This is a genomic window from Methanolobus sediminis (genome assembly GCF_031312595.1).
Classification (GTDB): Archaea; Halobacteriota; Methanosarcinia; order Methanosarcinales; family Methanosarcinaceae; genus Methanolobus; species Methanolobus sediminis.
Window position 1 is genome coordinate 2262097 of record NZ_CP133592.1, and the last position, 16965, is coordinate 2279061.

General features: G+C 40.0%; 14 protein-coding genes and 2 tRNA genes. 9 read left to right on the forward strand and 7 right to left on the reverse strand.

Features of this window, described 5'->3' with window-relative positions; genetic code table 11:
- Positions 1-112 precede the first annotated feature (112 nt).
- Both mreA and RE474_RS11270 read right to left on the reverse strand, forming a co-directional pair.
- On the reverse strand, positions 113-487 hold the full coding sequence (mreA, locus tag RE474_RS11265) for an MreA family transcriptional regulator (protein ID WP_309310463.1): 375 nt from the start codon (positions 485-487) through the stop codon (positions 113-115).
- 396 nt (positions 488-883) lie between these two features.
- Positions 884-960 (reverse strand) — tRNA-Ile (locus RE474_RS11270).
- 179 nt (positions 961-1139) lie between these two features.
- Between RE474_RS11270 and RE474_RS11275 the strand changes: the two genes are divergently transcribed.
- Positions 1140-1211: transfer RNA gene (locus RE474_RS11275), tRNA-Ala, on the forward strand.
- A gap of 656 nt (positions 1212-1867) precedes the next feature.
- On the opposite strand, the gene RE474_RS11280 is transcribed toward RE474_RS11275, so the two are convergent.
- Positions 1868-2695, reverse strand: coding sequence for a flagellin (locus tag RE474_RS11280; protein WP_309310464.1), 828 nt, complete (start codon positions 2693-2695; stop codon positions 1868-1870).
- A 268-nt stretch (positions 2696-2963) separates the two neighbouring features.
- Here RE474_RS11280 and RE474_RS11285 point away from each other — a divergent pair, with 268 nt between their 5' ends.
- From RE474_RS11285 to RE474_RS11300, 4 genes are all read left to right on the forward strand, one after another.
- Positions 2964-3518, forward strand: coding sequence for an FKBP-type peptidyl-prolyl cis-trans isomerase (locus tag RE474_RS11285; protein ID WP_309310465.1), 555 nt, complete (start codon positions 2964-2966; stop codon positions 3516-3518).
- Between the two features lie 12 nt (positions 3519-3530).
- Positions 3531-3911, forward strand: a complete 381-nt coding sequence (locus RE474_RS11290) for an OB-fold nucleic acid binding domain-containing protein (RefSeq protein WP_309310466.1) — start codon at positions 3531-3533, stop codon at positions 3909-3911.
- Positions 3912-3980: 69 nt separating this feature from the next.
- A complete protein-coding gene (locus RE474_RS11295) occupies positions 3981-5132 on the forward strand; it encodes a nucleotidyltransferase family protein (protein ID WP_309310467.1) in 1152 nt (383 codons plus the stop codon).
- A gap of 77 nt (positions 5133-5209) precedes the next feature.
- Positions 5210-6238: a lysylphosphatidylglycerol synthase transmembrane domain-containing protein gene (locus RE474_RS11300; protein ID WP_309310468.1), complete on the forward strand. Its 1029-nt coding sequence runs from the start codon at positions 5210-5212 to the stop codon at positions 6236-6238.
- Positions 6239-6241: 3 nt separating this feature from the next.
- Here RE474_RS11300 and RE474_RS11305 read toward each other — a convergent pair whose 3' ends face one another.
- Positions 6242-7918 carry a radical SAM protein gene (locus RE474_RS11305; protein ID WP_309310469.1) on the reverse strand — a complete coding sequence of 559 codons (1677 nt, stop codon included), beginning with the start codon at positions 7916-7918 and terminating at the stop codon, positions 6242-6244.
- 724 nt (positions 7919-8642) lie between these two features.
- Here RE474_RS11305 and ilvD point away from each other — a divergent pair.
- Together ilvD and RE474_RS11315 are read left to right on the forward strand one after the other, a co-directional pair.
- Positions 8643-10304, forward strand: coding sequence for a dihydroxy-acid dehydratase (gene ilvD, locus RE474_RS11310; protein WP_309310470.1), 1662 nt, complete (start codon positions 8643-8645; stop codon positions 10302-10304).
- A gap of 121 nt (positions 10305-10425) precedes the next feature.
- A complete protein-coding gene (locus RE474_RS11315; RefSeq protein ID WP_309310471.1) occupies positions 10426-10602 on the forward strand; it encodes a hypothetical protein in 177 nt (58 codons plus the stop codon).
- Between the two features lie 25 nt (positions 10603-10627).
- Here RE474_RS11315 and RE474_RS11320 read toward each other — a convergent pair whose 3' ends face one another.
- The 3 genes from RE474_RS11320 to mtxX form a co-directional block, all read right to left on the reverse strand.
- Positions 10628-12211, reverse strand: a complete 1584-nt coding sequence (locus tag RE474_RS11320; RefSeq protein WP_309310472.1) for a hypothetical protein — start codon at positions 12209-12211, stop codon at positions 10628-10630.
- A gap of 221 nt (positions 12212-12432) precedes the next feature.
- The gene (locus RE474_RS11325) at positions 12433-13206 is read right to left on the reverse strand and encodes a thymidylate synthase (protein ID WP_309310473.1); all 774 of its coding nucleotides are present in this window, start codon (positions 13204-13206) and stop codon (positions 12433-12435) included.
- 92 nt (positions 13207-13298) lie between these two features.
- A complete protein-coding gene (mtxX, locus tag RE474_RS11330; RefSeq protein WP_309312252.1) occupies positions 13299-14153 on the reverse strand; it encodes a methanogenesis marker protein Mmp4/MtxX in 855 nt (284 codons plus the stop codon).
- 87 nt (positions 14154-14240) lie between these two features.
- On the opposite strand from mtxX, the gene RE474_RS11335 reads away from it, so the two are divergent.
- Positions 14241-15749 carry a replication factor C large subunit gene (locus RE474_RS11335; RefSeq protein ID WP_309310474.1) on the forward strand — a complete coding sequence of 503 codons (1509 nt, stop codon included), beginning with the start codon at positions 14241-14243 and terminating at the stop codon, positions 15747-15749.
- 821 nt (positions 15750-16570) lie between these two features.
- Entirely contained in the window at positions 16571-16804 is a 234-nt protein-coding gene (locus RE474_RS11340; protein WP_309310475.1) for an Lrp/AsnC ligand binding domain-containing protein, read from the forward strand.
- Positions 16805-16965: the final 161 nt, after the last annotated feature.

Genomic DNA, 16965 nt, shown 5'->3' on the forward strand with positions numbered 1-16965 from the left:
ACCTTATTAACTTAAAATCTTCGATAGAAGCAAATTAATAATTGATGATATGCTCTATCTGTAAAAAATAGTTTTTGCTGCATAAAGCAGCAAATATGTTTAAATCAAAAGATTATGCGAGTCTTTTCAGCTTTTCAATATTATTGAGTACGGATCTGCTTTCAAGGAGAACTCTCTGCTCAATGCTCTGCACAATATCTTCCAGTGGCGTGACAAGTCTGTACAGTTTTACCGGTCTGCCTTTTCCTTCTGTTTTCTTTTCTTCCCGAATGTCCACCCAATTATTGTCTTTAAGGTATCTCATTGCAATACTGACTTCAGGCTGTCTGAGGTTGGAATTCTTTTCTATTTCACGGGAGGTTATTTCGTCTCCACTGGAGAGGCAGGCAAGAGTAAGGGCTACAGGTCTGTTTATATCTAATTTTCTGAGCAATTCTACAATCTCGTACTCTTTTTCACTCATGCCACTTGGTTTTTTCTCTCTCATTGTAAATCACCGATTATATGAATCATTTCGTTTTGTTCGGATTCGTACTTTCAGGATTTTTCTTACAGGCGTGTATGTTTTTGGAATTTTGGTATAGTGTGTTTTGATCCTGCCTGTATCCTGAAAGATTGTTTACACTCACCACTATTATAAGTAGTTATTATATATTAATATTTTTTATATTAAAATAGTAAGTCTATAACATCTATTTTTGATGATATATTATCGGCAATAAGATATTCAGAATCAAAATATCTGACGTAGTTATGAAAAGAAATGGCTGAAGAATGTGTGGGTAGTGTGGATAATAAGCTGAATTACTAAATTAACGATTATGATTATAACTCATATAGTATTAGCATCTAAAAGCTAATCAAAAAAGGTTACAGGTTTGATTGGTGGGCCCGCTGAGATTCGAACTCAGGGCCTCACGGTTATCAGCCGTGCGCTCCACCTAGCTAAGCTACGGGCCCAATTTGCCTGTGTTTCGTGTGTCGCCTTCATCACGCGACACTCCAAATACGCATCCAAATACTTTAACGTTTCGCTCGGAATCGAAAAATCAAAAGAATTTTTTTAGAATGAGTCTGTTCGTTGTAATTTTATAGCGTTAGCTTTATGAGAGATAATGTGTTCTAACACATGATATTCCGGGCTGGTAGATCAGGGGAAGATCGCTACCTTGGCATGGTAGAGGCCTCGGGTTCAATTCCCGACCAGTCCACTAAAATATTTTTAATAGCGTGCTTTTTTTAGTGTTATGATTTGTTGTGTTTTAATCCGTAGGATTCGCACCTTGCTGTATGTCAAAAAGATATGATTTAGCAACGCTGCCATAACATCAACTTTATGGGGTTGGGCTTTTAATGTTCCTTTTATCTCTCGTAGTTCGGCAAGGATTTTACAAGATTGGTATGGCTAGGAGATTTGAATCATAGGCAGGGCCAAAGAATTTGGTGATGTAGATTATTTCCTTCATATTGGTTGAAATCTACGATTTCTTATCTCGCAGGCGCAAGAGTACTTACGCGCATAGCTGAGTCTGGCATAGCAGCTATGGTAGCTCAAATCCCTGGAATGGTCACATGCATCTAAGAGGCTGTCAAATTCGCCCTGTGTGAGTAGATCAGAAGGTTGTAGGGTAAGACCAAGACCTGTTGAGTTTAAGTTTCTCTTATCCATTTAAGTTGCTCATCGTCATGCATTCATCTCATGAGCTTCTTGATAATTTTCTTGTAATTTTTAGGCTAGCTGCTCCTTGCAAGGCTCCTCTCCGAAGAGGTCTAAAAAAAGGCTCAAGTGGCTTATACGGTTTTGGAGTATAAGCCCGTCCGTATATCACACTATTTTCAAACTTCTGCTCCGAAAAAGTATCTCTCGTCATGGATAGAGTTGCACTGCTTCGTAGCTTCCAAATGTTGTAGGGAGGATGAAGTCTGCATTTGTTGACGCACCTGCTTCTGGTGTTATTGCCATGTTAATAGTGGCACGTGGTTCAAGTGTGAGGCCCGAAGATTGCAGTGATGATGTGGCATTCATTCCATTCAGTGTTGTGTATCCTGTACTGGCTGAAGTAGGTGATGTCGTGGCTACATAAATTACGACAAAATCTCCTGTTGTAATAACCGGGGAGTTCTGTGAGAATGATTCATCTTCGTCTCTAATGGTGTCAACTGTAAAATAGTATTTTGCATTTGTATAGGTTACATTTATTTCTGCATTTCCTATAGTGGTGTTTTCAGTCACGAGTTTGAAAAGGTTTACATCACTGTCCGAACTGAAACCTGACATATTCCCATCAAAGTCCGCACGTGGGGCAAGGCTATTCTTGTTCCCTGCATAGATCACGTTATTTGTCCGGTATCCATCTGTAATACTTATCACAACGGCTGAAAGATCAACAGGTTCGCTTGCAGCTCTCAATCCAAGGGTTATTTTTAGAAGATCTACAGTATTTGCCATATCTGTAGACCTATTCTTTGATCTGAACCCTTCTACTTTCTGTATCATAAGGTTCGATGAGACTTCTTTAGTTGCTTCTTTTCCTGTATGCTGTGCTTCCTGTTGTAAAACTCCGGAAGTTGTTATCATCACTGCCGCGGCAACAGCTGCAACGAGGACCATTGCAATAAATATGATAAGGGTGCCAATTCCAATTTGAGCATTTGTGTGTGAAATAAACTTTTTAGATGTAGGTCTTTGTCGCATCAGGTTCACCGGTGGATTGATTTATGAGTTGTATTACTGGCAACAATTGCACAATAATTATTGTAATGTTTTATATATTAATCTTTTCTTAACAATTTACAATCCTAAATACACTAACTAACAGCAAAATAGTTAAATCAATTTTTTTCAGTAGCCTTATATAGCAAAACTTCTACTCTTGTATATCCGTCGAAATAATTCTTGATGTGGGTAATGACGTCTGCTTCTAGTGTTATGAAATGTATTAATTGACTAAATTGGTGATAATGTGAAAAAAATATTCTTTTTTTTACTTTTGACATGTATGCTGCTGGTTAGTGGCTGTACAGAGTCTGGTAATTCTGATAACTCCCGGGTAGTGCAAATAGGAGATAATGTTTCTGTAAATTACACAGGTATGCTTGAAAATGGAACTGTATTCGACACTTCGATTGCAGATGTTGCTCAGATGAATGGAATTTACAATTCTGCTAGGGAATACAAACCATTATCATTTGTGGCAGGCTACGGTCAAATGATAGAAGGTTTCGATAATGCTGTCATTGGTATGAAAGTTGGTGAAAATAAGACTGTTACAATTCCGCCCGATGAGGCTTACGGTGAGGTAAGGGATGATCGTTTTATAGCATACAAAGTTGAAGACTTTGAAGCAGCAAATATGACTCCTGTTGTAGGGGAAACAATATATGTTCAGGGTTATCCGGGTCTTATCGTGGATATCAATGAAACGAATGTGACAGTTGATTTTAATAGTCGCCTTGCCGGTAAAACTCTTGTCTTTGACATAGAACTTGTTTCTATAAACAATCCTGAAGCTGCCTGATATGGTCTGAGTATGGAAAAAGAAGAAAAGATTGTAGTTATTCTTCTATGCATGGCCCTTTTTTCTCTGGCCATTGCATATACTTTTTTTTATTCTGGAAACCCTGCAGATGATATTAAATCCTTTAGTTCATCTTCCCTTCCAGGGGATGATGTAAGGCTTGAAGGTGATATTCTTACAAAACGCTTTACTTATTCAGGTGACCATCTGCTAATGGATGTAGATTCTGGTTCAGGTATCGTTAAAGTTTTTATACCGTCAGCCAGCGGTTCCAAAGATGTCGATTCAATGGTTAATGTAAATGACCGGGTGCTGATATTTGGAACGGTATCTGAATACGAAGGTGAACTTGAGGTTGTGGTCGATAACAGTGGTGACGTAACTGTTCTTTAATTATCTCCATATTCTCTTTAGTTTCATACTCCGCTAGAAATATATGTAAAAAATGCACTCATACAAAATATGAAAGCCTGTATTATGTGTGGTGGTGAGGGGACAAGGCTTCGTCCCTTAACATTTGCCCGGCCAAAACCAAGTATTCCTATTCTTAACAAGCCGTCAGTTGTACATCTTATAGAGCACCTTTCAAAGGAAGGTTTCAATGATATTGTTATCACTCTTGGGTACATGGCTGAAAAAATTGAAGAACAGCTGGGGGATGGGAGGATATTCGGAGTTCATATCGATTATGTATATGAGAATAAAAAACTGGGAACTGCCGGAGGCGTTAAGAATGCAGAGGAATATCTTCGTGATAGTCCTTTCATAGTTCTTGGTGGCGATCATGTACTTAACCTGAATCTAAGGGAGATGTACAGGTTCCACGAGATGACTGATGCTCTGGTCACAATCGGCCTCTTATCTATCGATGATCCTCGTGAATTCGGTATTGCGGATATGGATGTAAACAACAGGATCAGGCGTTTCCTCGAAAAACCAGGTCCTGGTGAAATATTCAGTAATCTTGCAAGTACGGGCATATATGTATGCGATCCGGAAATATTTGACTGGATTCCCGAAGGAAAACAATATGATTTTGCAAAGGATCTGTTCCCTGATATCCTCGCAAAAAAAAGGAAGATCAATGGTCTTCTTGCAAGGGGTAGGTGGACTGATGTTGGAAGTCCTCAAGCTTACAGGCAGGCACAGCGCTGGATGCTGGAATCGCTCCCCGGCACTACCATAGAAGGTCATTTCAGGACACTGGATGCCCGTATAAAGGGTCCGGTATCCTTTGGTCATAATGTGACTGTAGGCTCCAATTCTGCTATTGTTGGTCCTGTGGTCATTGGCGGGAACACTACAATTGGTGATAATGTTCTTATAGGTCCCTACACTACTATAGGTTCTAACTGTACGATAAATAACGATACAAGGATATTGTCATCTTATATTTTCAATGACATTAGTATTGGTCGGAATTCCAATGTTTCCGGCTCTACCATAGACAATGCTACTAAAGTTGGTAATAATTGTAGTCTTGAAAATGGGACGGTGATTGGTCCCGAAGTCAATATAGGAGATGATGTTACAGTTCACTCTAACGTAAGGATCTGGCCAAAAATGTCTATCTCTGAAGGAACTAAAGTAAAAGAAGATATGCTTGGTGAGTGAATTTTACTTGATTGTAACTATAATCTTATTGTGAGTTTATGTAATTATATTCACACACATATATGCAGGTTGGGGTCATGAACAAAATTGAAAAATGGATTCTGGTATCATTACTAATAAGCCTTGTATCAGGTTTGATAGTTGTGATATATACTTTTGATTCTAACACCCTGTCTTCACTCATGCAAATAAAACCTGGTTATATCCTTGCAGCTGCATGTGTGCATGCTCTTAGTTATGTTGTATGGGGTATGCGTACACGTTCTCTTTGTAAGGCATTGGGTTTTGATATTAGCTATGCGAAGGCTTGTGAAATAGTTACATCAAGTACATTGGCAGCATCTATCACGCCTTCTTCTTTGGGCGGGGAACCTTTGAGGATACATCTTCTCCATGAAGAAAATATGCCTCTGGGAAGGGCAACAGCAGTTGTTCTTGGGGAAAGGATACTAGACGGTATATTTATTCTGGTTTTAGCACCTCTTTCTATCTATGTCATACGTGGTGTTCTCAAAGACTCTTATTTTGATGCTATGTTCATCTTTGCAGAACTTGTACTCATATTCATACTATTTCTTACATTGTATGCAGTATGGAAACCAGAGCCCACTAAAAAAGTAGTTTATCTTATTGTAAGAAAACTGGCTCCTCTTCTTGGAAAGAAAACGGATTCCGCGTTGGAAAAAGTAATCTTAAGGGTTGACTCCGAGTTTGAACATTTCCATGACAGCATTTCGATATTACTCAATGAAGGTAGACTTGGACTTGCTATTGGAATATTCCAGACGATGGCTTTCTGGTTTGTAGATTTTTCAATGCTGTATGTGATATTACTTGGCCTGAACCAGCATCCCGATCCATTTATTGTCTTTGCAGCACAGGTTATTGTCATGGTTCTGCTTATCATACCTGCAACTCCTGGTTCAAGTGGGGTTGCCGAATTTGCAGGAACAACTGCTTTTTCCCTTTTTATTCCATCATCATTACTTGGAATAGCGGTTATTGCCTGGAGGGCTTTCACTTTCTATATGAATCTCTTCGTAGGCGGTTTTGTCAGTTTCAGGATATTGAAGGATACTGATTTTATCAAGAATTTCCTGAAATAAGCTTTAAAAGCTGATGTATGGAAGTATTTCTTTTTTACCTGTCCTTTCGGCAAAATCGTTTGCATCTTTAAAAGGCACTTCCTTATTAATGAGGCTGGCCTGCTTTTTTCCTATTCCGGGGAGTTCCTGTATAAGCGACATGGGGGCGGTATTGATATTCAGTGGGTATGTTACTCCTGTAATGGATCGATGTCCATGCCTTGTTACTGTAACATCAATGTATTCTCCAAGTTTCTGGTTTGCAGGAATTCCTACAAGAAGAGGATATGATCCCATTTGTCTTCCAAAACAAATCCTTTCACTATTTACTTCGCACATCACATCCTTTAACACAGTGCCTGCAGGAATTATCTTTTTCAGCATTGGCATATCGATGTCCTTTCGTATCATTTCCTTATATTTCAGAAATAGCTGCTTGTGTTTTCTTACAAGTTCATCATTCCCGTACATGCGGGTGCCCGGAAATGCCATTACCTGGCGGATATTTATCCTGCGAAGCAGCAAGTCTTCATCAAGCACTTTTTTGAGAAACTCAAAGTTTAGCTCAAATGTCTTTTTGGATTCGCCCATAAGTCCGTGAACAATATTGATTCCCGGAAGAAGTTCAGGCATTCCGTTTACTCCCCGGACTCTTCCAACTTCATTTATGATTTTGATAGCTTCAAATATCTCATCAGGCATTGCCTTGAGACCGTTAGCTCTGACAACTTCAGGATCCGCACTTTCCATTCCAAGGGCAGCCACGTCTCCTGATGTATGATATTTTACAATGGTTTTGAAAATCTCCCTGCTAAGTTCCGGGTAGGTTGCAATTGTTCCCGGATTTGCATTGTCCATGTGAAGGACTTTAAGGTCTGGCGCAACATCTCTGATTCCTCTATACAGGGAAAGTATGACCTGTGGGTCAGGTTCAGGTATTTCTCCTCCTTTGTCCTTTGCATGATAACTTAAAATATCGGGCTGTCTCCCTACCCTGAAAAACCTTGCACCATGCTTGTAGAGTTCTGCAACTTCGGATACTACGTCTTTAACAGGTCGGTAATCTGAACTTCCGTATGATGGTTCTGTGCAGAATGAACAGTGCTGCTTACGTCCACAGCCTCTGTAAGTCTCTATCTCGCACATCACGTTTGGGTAATCCGGATGTTTTTTGATAATAAAGCTGCCTTTTGTACTCCATCTTCCTATTTCTTCAATGGATCTGAACCTATGATTATAGTCGTCAGGTGACTGTGCATTGTCTCCCGTGGTATCAAATACAAAAGCTTCGATGTCTTTACTGGAAATGCATGCATCGGTGTTGCTTATAATATCACATTCAGCTTTTTTTCCACCTTCCAGGGAGAATCCAAGTCGAATGGGTCCTCCAAGTATTTTTGTCCCGTTGGTGGCACTGAATATACTTTCTATTTCTCCTATGTTGATAGGTGTTGAACGCAGGTATTTTCCAGGGACAGTCATACCAGCAAGAACTATGACTATGTCTGCTCGATTTATGAGTCTTGGTGCCTCTGTGATATCTTTGCGCAGACTGTCAATTGTAAAATAAGATATGTTCTCTTCCTGTAGTCCTTTTTCTCTTAAAGCGCCTGCTATGTACCTTATGTAAGGGGATATGTAAGGTGGCACTCCGAAACACGCTGGTTCGTCTACGTATCCGTCAATTATTACTGCTTTCATGCTTCTCTTCTTGTTTTTACTGGCCTGTTTTAGTTAATCATATATGCTATAGTATTTACTTTTAATAATTGCTTATTTATTATATATATCTCATAGTGTATTTTGTGTTGTACTTGTTGTAGTGAGATGACATCCGAAATGCACGATTGATATCGTTTTTTGAAATGATATGCACTGTGTACAATCAGTGTTTACTATGTTTGCGTATATGCCTTAAAGACTATTTAATCAGACGGTATGGGCGAAATTGATATAGCAAATTACTTTTCAATTACTTCTTTTGTTGTTGAATTCCATCTGTTATGTCAGGTTTTTAGCGTTAATTATGACATGAGCATTATCGACAGAACCGGATTAGTTTGAATAGATGATTAATTTATGGTGCATTCTCTGTATCCATACTGGATTCTTCGACGGTTAATTTTCATACATGTCTCATTATAACTTGTCATAACAAATCATACAAATACGATTGTTCAGTATTTCCTGAAAATAGTTCCTACTCGTAGGAATATGTAATATTCGGGAAATGCGTGCAAAATGTGGATTGTTATGCTCTGGTATTATTGACAATATGGGGTGTAGTGTTTGTTATTGAATTTACCTAAATGCATTTCCAATGTATTGGAATATCTTGCGTGGCACATACTTCTTATATATTCCTTTTTCCATTACCTATATTAGTTGTAAGCATGCTGCAAATGCAGCACACGAGGTTTTTCCAATGAGAAGTGACAAGACAAAGAAAGGACTCGAACGTGCGCCTCACCGTTCTCTTTTGAAGGCAACCGGTGTAACAGATTCTGAAATGAAAAAGCCGTTCATTGCAGTTGTGAACTCCAGGAATGAGCTTATCCCTGGTCACATTCACCTTGACAAGGTTGCAGAGGCTGTAAAGGCAGGTATCAGAAGTGCCGGCGGTGTCCCATTTGAATTCCATACCATTGGTATCTGTGACGGAATTGCCATGGGTCATGAAGGAATGAAGTATTCTCTTCCAAGCCGTGAGGCAATCGAAGATTCCATAGAGCTTGTCCTTCAGGGTCACCAGCTTGATGGTATGGTTATGATAACAGCATGTGACAAAATAACTCCCGGTCATCTTATGGCAGCAGGAAGCCTTGACATCCCTGCTATTGTAGTTACCGGCGGTCCAATGATCCCTGGTTATGTTGACGACGAGCCAAGAGACTTGATCTCTGTATTTGAAGGGGTCGGAGAATGCCAGTCAGAGCGGGTATCTGAGGAAAAACTGAAGCTTCTTGAAGATTGCTCCTGTAGTGGTGCCGGTTCATGCGCTGGAATGTACACTGCAAACACAATGGCCTGCATGACAGAGGCACTTGGTATGAGTCTGCCTGGGTGTGGTACTGCCCATGCCGCAGACGCAAAGAAAATAAGACTTGCAAAAGAATCCGGTGAACGTATTGTTTCTATGGTCAACGAAGGTCTCAATCCTCGTAGTGTTGTCACGCTAAAATCATTTGAGAATGCCATAATGGTAGATATGGCAATTGGCGGCAGTACAAATACTACCCTTCATCTACCTGCAATTGCTCATGCTTTTGGACTTGAACTAACTCTTGATGTCTTTGACAGGCTTAGCAGAAGCACTCCTCATCTCATCTCTCTCAAACCAGGCGGAGAAAATTATATGCTTGACTTTGAGAGGGCAGGCGGTGTCCAGGCAATTATGTCGAGGCTCCAGTCTAGTCTTAATCTTGATGAAAATACAGTTAATGGCAAGACCGTTGGTGAAAACCTTAAAGATCTGGTCATCGTAAATCCGAAACTCAATGCAAGGATTGTAGGTACAATGGAATCTCCAATACACAAGGAAGGTGGAATTGCCATACTGAAAGGAAGTCTTGCACCTGACGGATCAGTTGTCAAACAGGCAGCAGTTGACCCTAAGATGCTAAAGCACAGTGGTCCTGCAAGGGTATTTGACAGTGAGGAAGATGCAATGGCTGCCATCCTTGCAAAGAAGATCGTTGCCGGAGATGTTGTGGTTATACGTTATGAAGGTCCAAAAGGTGGTCCTGGAATGCGTGAGATGCTCTCTCCAACTTCTGCGATCGCAGGTATGGGGCTTATCGACAAGGTTGCTCTTGTTACAGACGGTCGTTTCTCCGGTGGAACCAGGGGTCCATGTATCGGTCACATCTCTCCTGAAGCACAGGAAGGTGGTCCAATTGGTCTTGTAAAAGAAGGCGACATAATAGAGATAGACATTCCTGCAAGAAAGCTTGATCTGAAAGTATCTGAAGAAGAGCTTGCAGAACGCAGGAAGACCTTTGTACCATTGGAAAAGAAGGTTACCGGTTATCTCGCAAGATACAGGAAATTTGTCAGTTCTGCAAACAAAGGTGCTATTATAGAATAGTGCCTTTTGAATATTTTTGGTATTACAAACATTTCGGAGCAGATATCATCATGTCTGTTCTTTCTTTCTCTTTTATACGTGACCGACGGTTTTTTATTTAGAATGACATGACTATTCTTTAATGGATAGAGTGGGTATTTGTGCTATATGTGGTTCTGTATCCTATCTGAATACATGTAGTCTATGCGGCAGGCTTGTTTGCAATGGTTGTTTTGATCACTCTCGTAATGTTTGCAAACAATGCTCATCCGGGATAATCTTTTCAGAAATGTCTTCCGAAAGGTCAGGAATAATCTGATGTTCTCATTCAGGTGTCACTAGTTTTATTTCAACCTGTGGAGCTGTTCAACACCATTTTCCTGTTTGAGTATGAGTATCTCTCTTGCAACCAGTTCTTGTATTTTCTTGTCAATATCTTCCTGGCTGAACTGGCGTGATACTAAACTTTTAATAATCTCTTTCTTAACTTTCGCCCCTCGCGGCATGTACATTAGGATATTTGTTTCAAGTTTGTCAGTTTTTGGTCCTTGTGTAGGGTTTACATTATTTTGTACAACAGGTGGCTTCATCTGAGGAGCAACACTTTGCATTTCCGGAATGGGTTCTGTTCCTTCATAAAACGGTGGCATCTTTCCAGTTGCAGGTGCCATTTCAGGTGGTTTCATTTTCGGCATCATGACGCCATCATTTTCAGATGGGAATGGTACTACATCTGATGTTTGCAATTCCGGAATCGCAAATACTGTTTGTTCCTTCTGCTGTTCCGGTGGTTTAAATTCCGGCATCTGGAATTCTGTTTGTGGCATTTGCTGTTCCGGTGGTTTAAATTCCGGCATCTGGAATTCTGTTTGTGGCATTTGCTGTTCCGGTGGTTTAAATTCCGGCATCTGGAATTCAGTTTGTGGCATTTGCTGTTCCGGTGGTTTAAATTCCGGCATCTGGAATTCTGTTTGTGGCATTTGCTGTTCCGGTGGTTTGAATTCCGGCATCTGGAATTCTGTTTGTGGCATTTGCTGTTCCGGTGGTTTGAATTCCGGCATCTGGAATTCTGTTTGTGGCATTTGCTGTTCCGGTGGTTTAAATTCCGGCATCTGGAATTCTGTTTGTGGCATTTGCTGTTCCGGTGGTTTAAATTCCGGCATCTGGAAATCAAACTGTGCCGTCTCTCGCTCAGAATGCATGAATGGGGAGATTTCTGGTTCTTTTAAATCCTTTTTTTCCTCTTCGATCTCCTTATGGATCTTTTCTGCAACAAGTTCAGAGAGTTTATGTTCGTGCGGAGTCTCAATATTTACTGCATTTTCCATTTCAATTGAAAAAGTGGGATTAGATATTTCCTCGTTATTTTCAACTAGCACTGTATTTTCATCCAGGGTGATTTGTTCTTCTGTGATGGCAATTTCCTTTGGTATGAATTCCTGCGCAATGGTTTCAACCGGAGGCGCAGTTTCAACAACTTCCTGGATATTTGTGGGTACAGTTAGCTCTGGAATTTGTGCTTCACTAATGTAAGGGGTGCTAAAATTCTCAGTTGGCACTTGCTCAATAAATGCTGGATTTTCATTACTGTCAGTATTCTGTGTAATATTTTCCTGTGGTGCTGGTATTTGTTCGGGAGTTTTCTGTGCCATAGGGCTTAAAGACTCCTGCATCAAAGGCTCATTTTCATGTGCAGTATTTACTCCTGCCAGTTTGTTTTCCATTTCTTCAAGACGGTTGAATATGATATCCACATCTTTTTTGAGAATGCTGAAACCTTCGCTCCATGGGATTACTTCTTCAGAAGAGAAATTATCCACAGCCTCGAGTTCTCTTTCTATGAGCTTTCTGATGAACAGGCTTTTATTTTCAATTACGTCCAGTTTGTCAAAAAGCTCATCGGACATGCTGATAGTAAGTCTTTTCATGGTACATTTCTCCTTGAAGGTCTGATTAGTGGAATCACATTAATGTATGCATAATTCATACATATATAATTAACTAATTTATATTTTAAAAAATATGATTGTTGCTTATTGTGTATGATTAATATGTGAAAATGATTGCAAAAGACGTTACACTAATGCATTATATGAGTCTTTGAAAAGTACAGGCTGTGTGAATACTAAAAAAGAATATGAATGTAATATCACATGGATTTCTTACATTCCGGGCAAGCCTTGCCTTTAGTGGTCTGAATGAATGAATGCTTTGGAGCTATGCATTTGCATAATGGGCATAATTCATTTGTCTTGAATATTTTTTCCACTGCCTGTAAGTCAGCGTCATAGATATGAGTGTCCCATCCTGTTGCGATAAGTGATTCAATCTCATAATCCAGTTCATTTTCTCTGAATACCTTTTTAAATCCTTCTACAATTGCAGGTATATTTGCAGGGAATCCTCCGAAAGCGTCCCATGATCTGTAGAGCAGGTATATTCTTACTTGTGTATCATTCAATTGTTCCAGCTTGTAGGCGATCCAGCAGGGCTGATCTTCAAATTTAGGGATGTGCACTTCATTTTCCCAGAGTACACCCACATGTCTTCTTGATCCGGGGCGCAGGTTCTTTACATTTGCATTTACACTGTCATATGCGGCCTGCCCGTACCTGAACAGCTGTTTTGCATAACAGTAATCGAATTTTCTTTTATCATCATCTTCAAGGGAATTATACCAGTCTGCATATTCTTCAGTAAGTTCTTCCTTGTATTTAGCTATAAGATTCTCTCCAAAGGGTACGGCAGGGCTAACCTGATTGTTGTTCACGTCCTCAATATATATGGTGGCATGAACTCTCTTTGTCATAGTCTTATAGTCCGGCTTATGCTCCTCTCCCTTCTCGTAGATCTCGTGGATAAGTTGAGACCAGGCAGAAGCGATTGTTTTTCCTTTTATCAGTACAGCTTCCATATCGCTCATTCCCTATGCATCATTAATTGTCGCAATACCATTCCTATGGATAAAATGAATTTAATAAATTAGATTGTATGCATCCTGTATAAATTATTGTGTCATTGTCCGTCGGCATTTATCTCTTGTTTACCAACCAGGGCACTGGCAAGCATTATTGCCTTGGTGTAATGACCTCCTACTCTGGATGTGTCAACAAATACATAATCATCTATCAGTATCGGTGCTCCGAACCCGTATCCTCCTCCAAGGAATACAAGAGTTCTGAATATCAGGTTTCCTGAGATTCCATCAGGGGCAAGTATGAAATTTGCTTCCTTTATTGCATCTTCAATAAGGATGGTATAATGCTTGGCATCAATTCCCTGTTCCCTTATCCTGTTTACAATGAAGTCTCCTTCAGCGAGTGTCTGGTCAACGCGGATGTTACGTCCAAGGTCACCAAGTCTTCCTCCTGAGAGGATTCCCACAACTGGTTCAATGTTAAACCTTCTGATGTATTCAACACCAAGCTTGATGAATTCGATCTTGTCTGCCAGTTCATTTCCTTCATCAATTCCTACAGGTGCAATGAAAAAAGGTGTACCTTCATTTGTCTGAAGTAATGCGATTCTGTGAAGGCTTTCCTGATTTAGTATTTTCTTGAGGTGTGATAGTGTTTGGGAAGCTCCTGCTGTTCCTCTGACTGCAGCATCCACGTATCTGGACTTGAGCAGGTCTCCAAGGGTTCTTTCGGGATCGTTCGTTCCTATTATCTCAAGGTCTGTACCTATCTCTTCAATTTCTTTTTTGTTACCTACCAGCATCACATGCGCATATCCCGCTACATGTGCATCCCTGGCACTTTTCAGCATCTTGGGACTTGGGTTGCGTACTCCTATGGCAACTCTCGCCCTGTTCTGCAATGCCCTTTTTTCTATAAGGCCCAGGAGATTTTCCGTACTATTCGATCCCATGGATGATACCTCTACCATCAATAATATCAATCAGAACAACAAAGTGGTGCAAACATTAATTACTTTTCCTGAATATTGGGTAATAACATGACTGTGCAGATGGAATGGGCAGAGAAGTACAGGCCAGTCTCACTGGGCGATGTAGTTGGCCACAAGAAAGTGATAGATGATCTCAGGAACTGGGGTGATCAATGGGAATATGGCATTCCTGAAAAAAGGGCAGTAATACTGCACGGTCAGGCAGGTATAGGTAAAACATCATCTGCACATGCGCTTGCCAGAGATATGAACTGGGAGGTCATTGAGCTGAATGCCAGTGACCAGAGGACTGCAGGAGTTATTGAAAAAGTTGCAGGCTCCGCGTCCACAATGAAAACCCTTACTGGCACGTCTGATAAGAGGCTCATAATCCTTGATGAAGCTGATAATCTCCATGGTAATAGTGACCGTGGCGGTGCACGTGCCATAGTCGATGTTATCAAGAAAGCAAGTCAGCCTATTGTTTTGATAGCTAATGATATTTACGGACTTTCATCTACTGTACGTTCTTTATGTATTGAGCTCAAATTTGGTTCGGTGCAGTCCCGCTCTATGGTCCCGGCACTAAAAAAGATCGCAGTACAGGAAGGTGTTATGTGCGGCGTGGGTGTTATAGAGAAGATTGCAGAATCTGCTGATGGTGATTTCAGAAGTGCTGTAAATGATCTCCAGGCTATTGCAATGGGTCGTACTGAGATCAATATTGAGGATATCTCCACCTCTGAACGCGATAATAAAGAATCTATATTCAAAGTGGTTGGGAGGATATTCAAAGGCAAGGATGTTTCATCTGCCCTGGAAGCGACCTACAATCTTGATGAAACTCCCGAGGATCTCATTCACTGGGTCGATGAAAATCTTCCATACCAGTATACTGGCAAAGGTGAGGAAGCCTTGACTTCTGATATAGTCCATGCTTATTCTTATCTTTCCCGCTCAGACCGCTTCCTCGGACGTGTGCGCAGGCGCCAGAACTATCGCATGTGGCGTTATGCAGGCATGCTTATGACTGGCGGAACTGTAGTTTCCAAATCTCGTATGCGTGGGGGCTTTGTAAAATACCAGCCACCTTCTCTCTGGCGTAAGATGGGGCAGATGCGTTCCCGGCGAGATATGAGGAACAACATTGCTGTAAAGATAGGCTCACATTGTAATGAATCAATGCGTTATTCCCGTCTTGAGGTAGCAGGTATGTATTCACGCCTTATTCAGGAAGATGAATATGCTGCTGATATAGTAGCTATTCTTGGTCTTGATATGGATGAGGTGCTTCACATGGCAGGGGCAAAGAAAGTGACCAAAAAACTTCAGGCGGTCTATGATGATGCGCAGAAACGGCGCCAGGCATTTGTTTCCGCGGAAGAACCTGTATTTTTTGTTGAAAAGGCTGCACCAAAGAAAGATCCTTCTCAACTTAGTTTTGATAAACTGCCAGCTTCAAACAGTACTTCATTAGATTCCGCTTTTGGAAAGGATTCTGCTAAGAATAATGACGGGGCAGCACCTGCTAAAAAGGAAGTTGCAGCAAAACCACAAAAAACATTATTTGATTTCTGATTTGTCAGGGTTGGGAATTCAGTGTTACTTTGTGCCGTCTTAAAAAATCAACATCACTATAATTTGCAATGCAATATGCAGGATAAATAATCGATTATTTATTATATATTATGCATCATCTATTTTTATTCGTATACTATATTTTATGGATTTTAATTTATGTATAGTGAATGCTATTTACTTTTGTGTAATGTTGCCAGATTCGATTTATTTGCTTCTTCTTGTTCTTCTTATGTCTTCTTGTTCCTGAGCTTTTGGATTTACTCTGGCTTTATAGAATTATCTATTTGCAACGTTTGTCTTTAAATAGGGGGATGTTATAAGTTGAATCTCATTATATTCTTTTATTTAGATTGTTGTATTATTTGGTATGAATTGCGCAACATAAATAGAAAAAAGTGCCTGTTATTTTTATATATCTTAGGTAGTATCGTGTGTGATTTTTCATACCCCTTATAGTCATAATTATTCATCAATTGGTTTATAGTTAATTAATAAATGCAAAAACAGCTTTAGCTATCTGGTTCTTTATTTTTGTATTTAAAAAGCGGAGTGGAGTATGAGCGGGTTGGGGAGTGGGGGTTATTGTCAAAAAGAGGATAACCCGCTCATCAACCATTAGTATGATGTTCTTGGTATATATATTTTGTCCACATACTCATCATTATTATGAGGTGTTTTTCGATAAACGGCTAACGATTGTGAGATACCTTTTCCATTTTTACTGCTTATTTGAGTCTCAAATGAATTATTGAAAACGTCTAAATACTTTGCATCCTACTTCTAGTCTTAGTTAGATAAATAACCATGAGGTAAAAAAGATGGTAATCGGCGTAACTATGGTTAATGTACTGCCTGGTAGTGAAAGAGCAGCTTTTAACGAACTCAACAGAATAGAAGGTATTAAGGACATATATCACGTTTTTGGAGAATATGACTTTGTTGTGATCATTGAGGTTGATGATCTTGGAAGTCTAAACAGCATAGTTGATCTGATACGTGAAACCGATTCAGTCACTGCTACCCAGACAATAGTTGGCGCAGAGCTGAAATAGGTCTCTCCCTCTATCTAATTTTGAATTTTGTCAGTGCAAATTGTAAAGTCTGCTCTAAAAATGGATCTCGGAAAATACATATCCGTGATCCTTAAAAAACATTTTTATATATTCCCGGTTATTGTTTTCTGGTCACAAGGGATAGTGGCCAACAACGGACG